A 13,092-nucleotide genomic window follows, 5' to 3' on the forward strand; every position below is an offset into this window, starting at 1 on the left:
GGAGTGCGGATCCGCTTGCTTATTTGTCCGCCACGTTCAGGCTTCGGCCGACCTTGCGCTTGCGGTTCATCATTTTGCGGCCGTTCTTGGTCTGCATACGGGCGCGGAATCCGATCGCGCGCTTGCGTTTGATTCGGCTGGTGCGGTGGGGGTAATGCATGGCGTACCTTCAAGCCGTTGATGCGTCCGCGACCGGGACGCCCTCGCGGGCGTTTTTTCAGGGCCAAGAGGATAGCGCGATCTTTGGACCTGCTCCACCCTCCCGGATCATGGTTTGAATTTTGTTCGGAAGCTCGCGAGGTTTTCCTTGGCGGCGGCCGCGACTTCCCGTACGATGAACGCGGCCCCGAGGAGAGGGGCCGCTGGTCGTGCGTCCGGGTTATCCGGACAATCGGGAGCGACCGGCTCGCTGGCCGTCCGCGGTTCTGATCGACAGTGAGATCAGAAAGTTTGGGGACGACCGTCGAGCCATCGCTGCCGAAACGCGATTTGTGAGAGAGAGCTTCGGGTGTTCTCCCGAAGATCACTCGTGCGGGCATGTTTGCCCGGAGCGTTTCGAATGGCGCCGATGGACGACAATACACGCAACAAACTCGAACAGCGCCTCGGTCATCATTTCGCCGATCCGTTGTTGCTTGATCGCGCGCTCATGCATGCTTCGCTGGTGGATGCCCGCGTGGAATCGAACGAGCGAATGGAGTTTCTGGGCGATGCGGTGTTGGGAATGGTGGTATGCCAGCGGGTGTTTGCTCACTTCCCGTCGATGCTCGAAGGAGAGATGACCAAGATCAAGTCCATGGTGGTCAGCCGCCAGAGCTGTGCCGCGATCGCGAAGGATTTGGGCCTTCCGGCGTGCCTTCGGCTGGGCAAGGGGATGAAGGGGGGCGAGCAACCGTCGTCTCTGGCGGCCGCCGCGTTCGAAGCGGTGATCGCCGCGGTTTTTCTTGATGGCGGGCTGGAGACCGCAGAAAGATTTCTGGCGCCCCTGGTTGATCCGCTCATCCAGCGTGCCGCGGCAAGCAATCACCAGCAGAATTTCAAGAGCTTTCTTCAGCAGCACGCCCAGGCGATCGGATCGGGCTTGCCTTCCTATCCGGTACTCGACGAAAAAGGGCCGGATCACAGCAAGTGCTTCAAGATCTGCGTGGAGATCGGCGGCAGGCGCTTCCCCGAAGCGTGGGGACAGAGCAAGAAGCGGGCGGAGCAACTCGCCGCCCTGACAGCCCTGGTCGAACTCGGCGCGATGTCGCGTGAAGCGGCGGACGAAGCGGCGCGGCAAGCCGGCCTGGTGGACCTCAAGTCGGAGCCTGTGGCGTTGAAGTGAAAGGGGATGGACGGCCGATCTGCGACGGTCAGGATCCGGCGTTCGGGATTCACCAATCGCAATCGAGACCGGTTTCTTTTGCTCCCGCACAGGTCCGCGACGGAAGGATGCCTTAGGCTGCGCCGCGTGCCCCGAACCCTGAATCAGATCGTGCTTGCAGGTTCACCCGCCCGGGCCGGCGCCTGGGACGCATTCAAGGCCATCGTGCGCCCCACAAACCCGGCATGGCTGACGGTGCTGAGTGCGCTCGCACTCTCGCTGCTGGGGGTCTACGGGATCGACCTGGCGCGCCAGCTCCGGACCGATCCGCTCTCGGTTTCGGGGCTCGATCCGGTAGCAGTCAAGCAGCTTGTGCTGCTGGGCGTCGGCATCGTGAGCGCGGTCCTGATCGCGCTCCCCGACTACCGATGGCTCAGTTACGTCGCGATGGGGATCTCCGTCTTCGTTCTGGCGCTCCTGGTTTTTCTTCTCGTGCCCGGCGTCCCGGAGTCGCTGGTGAGACCCCGCAACGGCGCGCGGGCATGGATCAATCTCGGCGTATTCGACATTCAGCCGAGCGAACTGGCAAAGATCGCCTTCGTGCTCGTGCTGGCGAACTACCTGCGCTTCCGCAGCAATCACCGGAGGCCGGGCGGCCTCGTTCCGCCGGCGATCATCGCGGGAATTCCCATCGGATTGATCACGCTGCAGCCGGATCTTGGCAGCGCGATGATGTTTGTTCCCGCGCTCTTTGCGATGCTACTCGCGGCGGGCGCAAAGAAACGCCACCTCATCCTGATCGTGATCGCGGCGGCGATGGCGGCGCCGCTCAGCTATCCCTTGCTCAAGCCGCACCAGAAACAGCGAATCAACGGACTGCTCGCACAGATTCAGGGCAACAAGCAGCTCGATCAGGACATCAATTTCCAGCCCATCACGGCGCAGTCGCTCGTCGGTGCCGGCGGGATCTCGGGAACGGCGGATGAGCGATCGCGCGCGCTCGTGCATTTCAGCAGGCTTCCCGAACGCCACACCGACATGATCTATTCGGTGATCGTCAACCGTTACGGCCTCTTGGGCGGGGCGTGTGTGATCGCGCTGTACGCGCTCTGGATCATGGGCGCCCTGCTCACGGCGGCGGTCGCCCGCGAACCGTTCGGCCGGCTCATCGTCGTGGGACTCTCGACCTTTGTCGCGACGCAGGCGATCGTCAATATCGCCATGAATGTCGGATTGCTCCCGATCGTCGGCATCACGCTTCCGTTCGTCTCATACGGTGGGTCGAGCCTGATCGCGAGCTGGCTCATGGTGGGACTCATTTTCTCGGTGAGCGTGCGCCAGTCGCGCCTGCCCCATCGAAAAAGCTTTGAATATTCTGACGACGAGTGAACCACGAAAAGCCCATTTCTCCCCGTCCGAAGCTCGACGTCAGCGGTGCGGCGGCAATTCCGCTTGTTCCCCCGCCGTCCTTTGGGGAGGAAGTCTCAAGGTTGGGGATCGAGTTCGAAGCCGGAGATGTCGAGAAACTGGGTCTGTACCTCGCGCTCCTGTTGAAGGCGAATGAACTGCAGAATCTGACGGCGGTGCGCGATCCGGACGATGCGTGGCGCCGCCACATTCTCGACTCGCTGACGTTGCTCCCGCTGCTCGCCGAGTTCCCGGAGAGCGCGGGCGTGATCGACGTCGGCAGCGGCGGAGGCCTGCCGGGAATTCCGCTGGCGATTGTCTTGCCCGCGCTCCGTTTCACGCTGCTCGAAGCGACCGGAAAGAAATGTGATTTCCTCAATCAGGTTATCGCGCGACTGGAGCTAAGAAACTCCGTCGTACTCCAGGGAAGATCCGAGCGGGTGGCGCACGACCGCGGCATTCGCGCGGATTCGAAGGGCACGGTTTCTCACAAGGGCGGCCACCGTGAGGCCTACGACGTGGTCGTGGCGCGCGCGGTCGGAAGGCTCGCTTCGCTGGCCGAACTCACCGTCCCTCTGTGCAAAATCGGCGGGCGTGTGCTGCTGATCAAGGGCGAAAGGGCGGATGAAGAAGTGAAGGAAGCGGAGAAGGCGCTCCACACTCTGAAAGCCGTGCACATCGGCACCATCGAGACTCCCACCGGTCGAGTCATCATTCTCGAGAAGCGCAGCGCCACTCCGCGCGATTATCCGCGTGCCGACGGCGAGCCGGCCCGTTCGCCGCTCGGGCTTCGGCGGGATAGTCCGTAGTCCGCTGCGGACGAAACAAGCTCGCCCGCAACGCGGCTTGGCGGCAGTTTCCGGTGCTTCCTCTCGTGTTCGTAATCTGTCAGAAACCGCCCGCGTTCGATTCGGATGTCCGAGCGGTTATTCTCTTTTGGGTCCGTTCTTCGGAAGCATGTGTTTTCCCGGCCGCGCAAGACACTCAACCTTTCATTCACATGAGCGACACAGTTCAAACATTGCTGAAAGAGACACGCAAGTTTCCACCTCCGTCGGCGGAGAGTCTCGGATTTCACAAGTGGCACGCCGAGTCGCACAACGATTACCTCGCGATGCACCGGCGCTCGCTCGCGCAGCCCGACGCATTTTGGGCGGAGGAAGCGCAGCGGCTCGCCTGGTTCAAGCACTGGGACCACGTTCTCGACTGGGCGCCGCCCGATGCGAAGTGGTTTGTCGGCGGCAAGTTGAACGCGTGCTTCAACTGCGCCGACCGGCACGTGCAGTCGGGTCACGGCGATGAAGTCGCGATCGTCTGGGAGGGCGAACCGACCGCACCGCGGACCAGCCATGTGGCGCCCGGGACCAAGTACGCGCACGAGCCCGAGATCCGGCGCATCACTTATCGCGATCTCGAAGAGCAGACCAGCAGGGTCGGGAACGCGCTGAAAGAACTCGGCATCAAAAAGGGCGATGTGGTCACGATCTACATGCCGATGGTCCCCGAACTGGCCGTCGCCGTGCTCGCGTGCGCCCGCATCGGTGCGGCACATTCGGTTATCTTCGGAGGATTCGCGCCGCACGCGATCAGCGAGCGCGCGATCGACGCGAATTCGCGCGTCATCATCACCGCCGACGGCGGCTACCGGCGGGGCGACATCGTCCCGCTTCAGAAAAATGTCGAAGAAGCGGTCAAGCAACTGCTCGAAAAGGAGCATCATGTCGAGCACGTGCTGGTGCTCAAGCGCACCGGGCACGAGCCGCCCAGCCACCGGTTCGATTCGGGCACTGTTCCCGCCTCGCTCAAGTCGGCGTTTCCAAAGGCGCGCACGAAATTTCATTGGTGGCACGAGATCGTCGAACGCGTTTCGAGCGCCTGCCCGTGTGAAGCGATGGACAGCGAGGACATGCTCTTCCTGCTCTACACGAGCGGGAGCACGGGGAAACCCAAGGGAATCCTGCACACGACGGGCGGGTATCTCACGTACGTGAATACGACGGCGCGCTTGACATTCAATCTCGTACCGGATGCGGGGCAACTCTTCTGGTGCAGCGCCGATATCGGATGGATCACCGGCCACTCCTACGTTCTCTACGGCCTCTTGACCAACCGCATCCCCACGCTGCTCTACGAGGGCGCGCCCAATTTTCCCGACAACGGCCGCTTCTGGGACATCATCCAGCGCCACAAGGTCACCCAGTTCTACACCGCGCCCACCGCCATCCGTACGTTCATGAAGTGGGGAACCGAGTGGCCCGACAAGTACGACATGTCGTCCCTGCGCATCCTCGGGACGGTCGGCGAACCGATCAATCCCGAAGCGTGGATCTGGTATCACGAAACTATCGGGAAAAAGCGCTGCCCGATCGTGGACACGTATTGGCAAACGGAGACCGGCGGTCATGTCGTCACTCCGCTTCCGGGCGCGACGCCAACCAAGCCCGGCTCCTGCACGCTGCCGATGGTCGGGATTGATGCGGCAATTGTGAACGAAGCCGGCGAAGAACTCGGCGCGAACAAGGGCGGCTTGTTCGTCATCCGCCGTCCGTGGCCCGGGATGCTCAGGGGCGTCTACGGCAATCGCGAACGCTTCATCAGCAATTACTGGGGGCGCATCAAGGATCCGAAAACCGGCACACCCTATTACTTCAGCGCCGATGGAGCGCGCCGCGACGAAGACGGTTACTTCTGGGTGCAGGGCCGAGTGGACGACGTGATCAAGGTCAGCGGGCACCTGCTCGGAACGATGGAAGTCGAAAGCGCTCTCGTCAGCCATCCGGCGGTCGCCGAGGCCGCGGTGGTGGGCGTGCCGCACGAGATCAAGGGCAATGGCATCGTCGCCTTCGTCACGCTGAAGTCCTCATGGTCGAAAGGCAATCCGGGGAAGACGCCGGACGACGGTCTCCGGGCCGAACTCACGAGTCATGTCGCGAAAGAAGTGGGGTCGCTCGCCAAGCCGGATCAGATCCGCTTTGCCGAGGGGTTGCCCAAGACCCGCAGCGGCAAGATCATGCGCCGCCTGCTGCGCGATGTTGCCGCCGGGGTCGAGAAGATCACGCAGGACACAACCACTCTGGAAGATTTCTCAGTCGTCGCGAAGCTTCGGGCCGACGAAGAGTGACGGTGCGCTCAAGCAAACGGCCATTCCTCGTCGGGCTCACGCTGCTTGCCTCGGCGATCTGTCTGCTCGTAGGCTGCGTGACGCCCTTCGATTTCGCCGCCAACGCCGGGCTCGGTGTGGCGCAGGCCGGCACCAGCAGTTTCATCCAAGGAACGCTCCAGGCGGCATTTGACAAGCCAATGGAAAAGGTGTTCGAGGCGTCGCGTCGCGCGTATCACCGCCTGGGCTACGAAATCACTCGAGAAGACGTCGGAACGCACTACGCCCAGTTACAAGGTTCGCAGTCGGACGGAAGTTCCATCATCGTCAAGCTACGAAAGAGCAGCGAAACGGTTACCGGGCTCTCGATCCGGGTTGGCTTGTGGGGCGACAACGCCGTGAGCCGGTTGATCCTCGAGGAGATCGAGAAGGAACTTGCCTCGATCTCGCCGGAAGAAAAACCCCATGGTGAAGCAGCGCCATCGACGCCGCCTGCTGGGTGAGGAGCGCCGATTCCTACAATGGGGGTCGGCTCGCCGGAAACCGCGCAGCCAACGAAAGGACCCACTTTTTGTCGGCGTTCCCCCACAAACACTCTGATCCCACCGACGCCGTGAGCGAAGTGCGTTCGGAACTCATCGAGGCGATCCGCGGTGATGGGGATGTTTCGGGCGTTGCGCCGGGGTCGGTGGAGGGTTCGAACGCGCCGCTTCCCGGGCTCTTTCATGCCCCTCGCGTCTGCGTCGCGCTGCCGCTGTACAACGCCGCGCCGGACGCCGTTCGCGTCCTCGACGAACTCATCGAGTTCGCCCACAAGGTCCAAACCTGGGAGTTTCTGTTTGTCGATGATGGATCGACGGACGGAACAGCCTCGCTCCTGCGCAAGCGTCTCGCGGCGATCGACATCGTCGAACCGGAGGTCGCTCGCCGATTCGGCGTCCTGAGCTATGCGCCCAACGCGGGCAAAGGCCACGCCGTCCGGGTCGCGGCACTCGAGAACGACGCCGAGTATTTTCTGTTCACCGACGGAGACCTGGCCTATTCGCCCGACCATCTGCTCCGATTGTTCGAACGCCTCCAATCGGCCGATGTTGTGATCGGATCGCGCCTCGAGCACGACGAGGGGTACGGCGCCCGCCCGCTCCGCAACATCATGGGCCGGGTCTTCAATTATCTCGCGGGACTGGTGCTGAGCATCCGCTACCGCGATACGCAAGCCGGGCTAAAGGGCTTTCGCTCGCGTCCGGCGCACGATATTTTTTCGCGGATCCGGATCCCCGATTTTTCGTTCGATGTCGAAGTACTGTACGTTGCGCGCAAGCTGGGATACACGATCGCCGAGATCCCGGCGCGTGTCGACGCCGAACACAAGCGAACGTCGTCGACGGTGAATCTCCTGCGTGATCCGATCCGCATGTTCTGGAGCCTCTGTCGCATCCGGCTCAACAAAATAATGGGCCTCTATCGCCTGCACGAGCGAGACATGGGCGATGTCGGCTCGCGAGCGGATTCGACGGTGCGCAAAGCCGGAGCGCGAGGCGGTCTGCACAGGCGCGGCGCGTGAGCATGCGAGCCGAGGAGTCGCGCCGCCCCGTCGTGCTTCTCAGTTTCGATGCCGAGGAGTTTGACATCCCGCTCGAATACGGGCATTCCATTTCGGAGACTGAGCAGTTCCGCATCGGCGCCGACGGATTCGAGCGCACGTTGCTGCTGCTCTCGGAAATCGGCGTTCGGGCCACGTTTTTCACGACCGCGGCATTGGCGATCCGGCGCCCGGATTTGGTCCGCTGGGCCGTCGCCCAAGGCCATGAAATCGCCAGTCATTCGTTCTTTCACTCGCGCTTCGAGGAAAGGCACTTGCGGGAGAGTCGTGAAGTCCTGGAATCCGTGAGCGGCAGCGAGGTGGTGGGTTTCCGCATGCCGCGCATGTCTCCGGTGTCGCAGTCGCTTGTCCGCGATGCGGGTTATGTGTACGACTCTTCGATGAATCCCATCTGGCTTCCGGGAAGGTACAACCGCTTCTTTGAGAAACGCCGAGTACACAATGTGAATGGGCTGGTTCGCATCCCTTTGAGCGCCACCCCGCTGGTCCGTTGGCCCCTCTTCTGGCTCGCGTTCAAGAATCAGCCGCGATGGCTGACTCGGCTGTCCACACGGATCGTGTTGAAGTCTGACGGGTACGCCGCGCTCTACTTCCATCCGTGGGAGCTGATGGACAATGCCGGATTCGGTTTACCAGGCGTGATTCGCCGGTGCAGCGGCGTCGCAATGACGGACGCCCTCCGCGAATTTCTGGGCTGGATCGGGCGCCACGCTGACTTTGTGCGATACTGCGACTTTGCTCGCCAATTCGGCCGAATCTAGAAGTCTGCGGGTCCGGTTGCTGGGCGCCCCAACTCTCATGATTGTCAAACGGGAGATCGAATCAGTTCCGTATGGCATCGCCTGTGTTGGCTTCGGCTTCTGCGACGCTTTTGCAGCAACCGATGGCATCGTTCCATCAGGCGCAGCCTGCTGCGTTGGCTGCGAATTGTCGGTGCGATTGCCTTGAGCTCCCCGCACGCGATTGTGCCGCGCGGCAGCGCCTATGAATTGTGGGCGGTGGGAAGAGAGGACCTGATCATCCGCCCGTCGCTCACCTACCTCCTATTCCTGTGTGTATTGGCTCTCGTGAAGTGATTCTCCCGAAAGCCTCGCGAGCGAGCAGGAGATTGTTTCAACGTAGCCCCAGCTCGCCGGGTTTTCGTCGATGCCGATGACCTCAAATCCAACCCCGGAGACTCTCGTCGATCCGGCCGATGCGCCCACCGGATCGTTCTCATTGGGCCGGTTCCTCGCGAACGCGGCTTGGGCATTGTGGGGTGTCTTGGCGATTGTGGCCTCAATCCGCACAGGAATGCACCCAGAGAAGAACTCCGTTTCCGCCTGCTACCGCGTCGCGTGCGAATGCTGGTGGAGCGGTCGCGACATGTACGAAAACGTCTACGAAGACAAATTCAACGATCTTTTTAACGGCTTTGTTTATCTTCCCCACGCGGCGATTCTCTACTCGCCGTTCGAAGCGCTCCCACTCTGGTTTGGGGAAACGCTCTATCGTCTGGTCATTGTTTCGATGATGGCGTGGGCGATATGGCGAATCACCCGACTCGCCAGCGGTCGGCCTTGGAACGAGTACTTCTTCGCCGCAAGCGCGATCACGATCGGCGTGGGTGCCGGCAATGCGATCAACGGGCAATACAACCTTCCGATGGCGGCGTCGATCATTCTCGCGGCGTGTGCCCTGATCGAAAAGCGCTGGTGGTGGGGGGCGATCTGGCTTGTGATCTCCATCATGCTGAAGCCGCTGGCGCTCGCGCCGGCGCTCCTGGCACTTGCCCTCTATCCCGCGCTCTGGTGGCGATTCCCCATCGTCGCGCTCGTCGCGTTCGCGTTGCCGTTTGTCGCGACCGCGCACGGTCCCGCATACGCATGGGGGGAATACGAGATGTTCTGGACCAAGGTTGTCCGCGCGGCGCAGCCGCTGCCGCGTCGGTTCGCGGAATTCTCGACAGTGTTCTGGTGGTTCTGGCTCGATCTTTCCGACTTTCAACGCCAGGTTTGTCGCGTGATCGCCGCGATCGCGACGCTCGCGCTCGGCTTTGCCGCGCTGCGCCGCCGTGGCCCAGTGAAGGGTGGACTGATTCTCTGGGCGCTCGGCGCTTCGTACATCGTTGTTTTCAATCCCCGCACCGAAGGCTTGACCTACGTCGTGATCGCGCCGGCGATCGCACTCTTCGGCGCGATCGAGTGTTTTGCAGATCGCGCGCTCAAGTGGCGGCGCTGCGTAGGCCTTGCGCTGCTCGCTATGGGCGTGCTCATGATCTTCGTGCACGAATTGATGCCGCGCTCCGGAGCCTACGCAGAGGTCGCGCAGGGCAGCAAGGACCTCCTGGTCCGACCGATTATTTCGATGATTCTCTACGCGTGGCTGGCGTGGCTCGCGCTCTTCGATGCCCGCGGACCATCTCTCGCACCGGCGCGCGAGCTCACTCCAGCCGCTCGATCTTTTCCTTGACCGTGCTCGTCACCGTCGCGGGCGAGCCCTGCCAGTTGTAGTCGGCGCTGTACGTGTGCGTGATCTCGCCTTCACGAATTTTGGCAGATGCAGTATTGACCTTGTACTTGCCTTCGTACGTGCTTTCTTTGAAGATCTGCGAGCGTTGCCCCGAGTCGGGAGCCGCAAGACCTTTTCCATCGATGCCGATGTTCATCGTGATCCCGTCGTTGTCCAGCAAGGTGAACTCGCGCTCGGTGATGATCGGATATCCGGAATTGATCTGAACCGGTACGGTGTCCTTCCACTTCTGGCCGACCGTCGCCGAGTCGGCCCGCCAGCCAAAGAGAACTCCGAACCGGGCCGGGAAAGCGTTGTCACCGAAGGTGTTGTCGAGCAGATTGGCGCCGTCCGCATACCACGCTCGCAGACGCGGGTGCTCTTTGCGGTAGAACGACATGGTCTCTCCCGAGATCGCAAACTCGAGCGGCTTCATCAGCAGGATGCGCGCCGGACTGGAGAAAACCGACTCGGCCGTTTTTGGGTCGGCGCTGTCATACCGCTCGACGCCGCCCATCGTCGGCGCTTCGATCACCACCCGATCCATTTTTGCCGAGCAGCGATAGACACGATCAGGGAAGACCTCTTCGATTTTGAGCGTGAACGTCAACTCGCAATGGCTTGTGCTGCGCTTCTGATTCTTGCCGATCCGCTCGCCCTCGCGGACGTCGACGTTGTCGGTCGTCCAGCGGATCTTCATCGTGTCACCCGCCTTGTACACGGGTCGCAAATCGACCGATTCCTTGGATGGCGCGGCATCGGTCGCGGGGGAAGTGTTCGTGGACGGCGCGGAAGATTTCTCGGTCACCGGCTCCGGTGCGCTCTCGGGTAATTCGGTCGGTTCGGCCGCAACAAGCGCGACAAGCAGAGGAATCCAGTAAGGCATTGCAATCGCTCCGGGTTTCTTTCTATCTCGGCTGGAGTGAATTTGTATGGGCCGAAGGCGGGTCAAAAAGGGCGCTGGAACTATTTGAGCGGGCGGAACCTGCGCAAGGATCGCGCATTTTTGCTGAAGTTGGGTCAATGGGGCCGATACCTCTCCGACGCGGCCGAACAGGCCGGCAGAATCCAGACGGCCCAAATGCCCCGACGGTTCGGGGAAAGGCGGGCCGGCATGACTCGGAAACCGGGACGGCGGAGCACGACCCATGGCAGACGAAGGTCAAATCACGATTATCGGCAAGGACGCCAAGATCAAGGGCGAGCTCTCGTTCGAGAACTCGGCCAAAATCCTGGGCGGATTTGAGGGCAAGATTTCGGCGAAGGGCGAAGTGATCATCGGCGAATCCGCCAACTGCCGCGCGACGGTGGAAGCGGGCACGGTGGTGGTCGATGGCCCGATCGAGGGCGACATCATCGCGCGTGACCGCATTCAACTGACCCCGAAGGCCAAGGTAAAGGGCGACATCATCGCCGCAAGCCTGAGCGTGGGAGAGGGCGCCAGCTTTGTCGGTCATTGCAAAGTCGGCCCCGATGCGGTCCGCCTTTCCGAAGAGCCGAGCACCGAACTCGAGATCAAGTCCGCGCGGGCCGCTCGCGCCGCTGCCGCGAATGGCACGGCAAATGCGAATAACGGCGCGTCGTGGCTTGCCGGGACGCGTGCGGAGTAGCACCGGACGGTAACGCACCCGGAGATGGAATCTTCGGGTCGCACGACAACCAGCGGCGGGCGCGGCGGAGACCGTGCGTCGGCCCACCATGCGGCGTTCTCGCGGAGCGAGATCGGCGTGAGAGGTGTCGTGCAGCATGATCGGCAATCGAGGAGATGCTGGAGCGATCGCGACCGGACCGACGCGTGCTGTTCAGTGCATCCACTGCCGCGTGCAGATGCACGTGCCGCAGAAGGCCGAAACGGCGACGTGCCCGGCATGCTACAAGCGCCAGACTGTGCGCGATGTTGTCGTTGAGAGTGATCGCACGGGCGGACGCGTCGAGACTACGGGGATTCTTTTCATCAAGCGCAAAGGCCGGGTGTGGGCGCCGGGCGTTCGCGCGGGAGATGCCGTCGAAGTGCTCGGCGAACTGAAAGCCGACGTTGTCACACACGGGCACGTCGTGATCGGCGAGACAGCGCGCTGGCGTGGAGACTGCAAGGCGAAGATTCTGATCGTTGAAGACGGCGCGCGCATCGATGGCGGCTTTTTCTGTATCGACCCGCTCGGCGAATTGCAGGATCATGAGCCCGAAGCGGAATCGCGGCCCGTCGAAGAAGAAGTGAAGAGCGCAATCGAGCCAAAATCGGAGGAATCTATTCCCCCGCTCGGCGATCCGCCCACGTGGGCGGGCGCCGCGATCTGATCAATCGGCTTCAAGAACTCGCTACGGACGACGACGTAGGCTGAGTCATGGCGAAGCTCGATTCCGAAGGCGAGTATGTTCACGGCACGCACCGATCCGAGCAGGATCGGCTCGCGCTGATGAACCGGATTCTCAACGCGCGAACGCTCGCGGAAGTTCGAGTACAACCGGGCGATCGGATTCTCGATGTCGGTTCGGGCCTGGGGCAGATGTCGATCGCGATGGCGGAGGCAGGCGGGGCCGGCTCGCGCGTGCTCGGAATCGAGCGGAGCGACGAGCAGATTGCAAAGGCGATTGAGAGCAGGAACGCCGCGGGACTGTCGCCGGCGCGAGTCGAGTTTCGTCAGGGCGATGCGCTGAAGCTCGCGCTCGGCGATGGCGAAAGAGGGCAATTCGATCTCGCGCTTACCCGATTCCTGCTCGAACACGTTCCGGATCCGCTCGCGGTGGTGCGGCAGATGGTGAGCGCGGTGCGCCCGGGCGGACGGATTGTTCTCGCCGATGACGATCACGAGATCCTTCGATTGCATCCCGAGCCGCCGAGCCTGCGCGCGGTTTGGAGCGGTTACATGCAGCTCTACACGAAACTGAGGAACGATCCGATCGTCGGACGGCGGCTCGTACAACTGCTTCATCAGGCGGGCGCATCCCCCCGCAGAAATTCGTGGGTCTGGTTCGGCGCGTGCAGCGGCGATCCGATCTTTGATGCGACCGTGACAAATCTGATCGGAGTACTGCGCGGCGCGGAACCTCGCATGGTCGCGGAGGGGCTCATCGGCCCGGATGTTGTGCGTGGCTGCTGCGACGTGGAATTACGAGAATTCGCCGCGCAGCCGGATTCCGCGGTGTGGTTCGCGATGTCGCTGGCTGAAGGCACGCGTCCGGAGTGAG

The 13,092-nt window shown here is 62.2% G+C and carries 13 protein-coding genes; 11 read left to right on the forward strand and 2 right to left on the reverse strand.

The features are described from left to right. Positions 1-19: 19 nt before the first annotated feature. Complete coding sequence (gene rpmH, locus KF691_03275) at positions 20-160, reverse strand: 50S ribosomal protein L34 (protein ID MBX3388459.1); 141 nt, start codon at positions 158-160, stop codon at positions 20-22. A 399-nt stretch (positions 161-559) separates the two neighbouring features. Between rpmH and rnc the strand changes: the two genes are divergently transcribed. From rnc to KF691_03315, 8 genes are all read left to right on the forward strand, one after another. Further along, the gene (gene rnc, locus KF691_03280) at positions 560-1,324 is read left to right on the forward strand and encodes a ribonuclease III (GenBank protein ID MBX3388460.1); all 765 of its coding nucleotides are present in this window, start codon (positions 560-562) and stop codon (positions 1,322-1,324) included. A gap of 126 nt (positions 1,325-1,450) precedes the next feature. After that, positions 1,451-2,692, forward strand: coding sequence for an FtsW/RodA/SpoVE family cell cycle protein (locus tag KF691_03285; GenBank protein MBX3388461.1), 1,242 nt, complete (start codon positions 1,451-1,453; stop codon positions 2,690-2,692). Continuing rightward, positions 2,689-3,519, forward strand: coding sequence for a 16S rRNA (guanine(527)-N(7))-methyltransferase RsmG (gene rsmG, locus KF691_03290; protein MBX3388462.1), 831 nt, complete (start codon positions 2,689-2,691; stop codon positions 3,517-3,519). The genes KF691_03285 and rsmG overlap by 4 nt, the downstream gene beginning before the upstream one ends. Before the next feature lie 191 nt (positions 3,520-3,710). After that, positions 3,711-5,831 carry an acetate--CoA ligase gene (gene acs, locus KF691_03295; protein ID MBX3388463.1) on the forward strand — a complete coding sequence of 707 codons (2,121 nt, stop codon included), beginning with the start codon at positions 3,711-3,713 and terminating at the stop codon, positions 5,829-5,831. Between the two features lie 2 nt (positions 5,832-5,833). After that, complete coding sequence (locus tag KF691_03300; GenBank protein MBX3388464.1) at positions 5,834-6,313, forward strand: DUF3568 family protein; 480 nt, start codon at positions 5,834-5,836, stop codon at positions 6,311-6,313. 68 nt (positions 6,314-6,381) lie between these two features. Beyond that, positions 6,382-7,374 (forward strand): glycosyltransferase, encoded by a 993-nt coding sequence (locus KF691_03305; protein ID MBX3388465.1) that lies wholly within the window; start codon positions 6,382-6,384, stop codon positions 7,372-7,374. Beyond that, positions 7,371-8,174, forward strand: coding sequence for a polysaccharide deacetylase family protein (locus KF691_03310; protein ID MBX3388466.1), 804 nt, complete (start codon positions 7,371-7,373; stop codon positions 8,172-8,174). The genes KF691_03305 and KF691_03310 overlap by 4 nt, the downstream gene beginning before the upstream one ends. A gap of 532 nt (positions 8,175-8,706) precedes the next feature. Next, a complete protein-coding gene (locus tag KF691_03315; protein ID MBX3388467.1) occupies positions 8,707-9,864 on the forward strand; it encodes a DUF2029 domain-containing protein in 1,158 nt (385 codons plus the stop codon). Here KF691_03315 and KF691_03320 read toward each other — a convergent pair. Continuing rightward, positions 9,836-10,789 (reverse strand): hypothetical protein, encoded by a 954-nt coding sequence (locus KF691_03320; GenBank protein MBX3388468.1) that lies wholly within the window; start codon positions 10,787-10,789, stop codon positions 9,836-9,838. The genes KF691_03315 and KF691_03320 overlap by 29 nt on opposite strands. Positions 10,790-11,051: 262 nt before the next feature. On the opposite strand from KF691_03320, the gene KF691_03325 reads away from it, so the two are divergent. The 3 genes from KF691_03325 to KF691_03335 all read left to right on the forward strand — a co-directional run bounded on the left by KF691_03325 (position 11,052) and on the right by KF691_03335 (position 13,091). Next, positions 11,052-11,513 carry a polymer-forming cytoskeletal protein gene (locus tag KF691_03325; protein MBX3388469.1) on the forward strand — a complete coding sequence of 154 codons (462 nt, stop codon included), beginning with the start codon at positions 11,052-11,054 and terminating at the stop codon, positions 11,511-11,513. Positions 11,514-11,649: 136 nt separating this feature from the next. Further along, positions 11,650-12,201, forward strand: coding sequence for a polymer-forming cytoskeletal protein (locus KF691_03330; protein ID MBX3388470.1), 552 nt, complete (start codon positions 11,650-11,652; stop codon positions 12,199-12,201). 47 nt (positions 12,202-12,248) lie between these two features. Beyond that, positions 12,249-13,091, forward strand: coding sequence for a methyltransferase domain-containing protein (locus KF691_03335; protein ID MBX3388471.1), 843 nt, complete (start codon positions 12,249-12,251; stop codon positions 13,089-13,091). Position 13,092: the final 1 nt, after the last annotated feature.

The sequence above is a fragment of the Phycisphaeraceae bacterium genome (genome assembly GCA_019636555.1).
Lineage (GTDB): Bacteria > Planctomycetota > Phycisphaerae > Phycisphaerales > UBA1924 > JAFEBO01.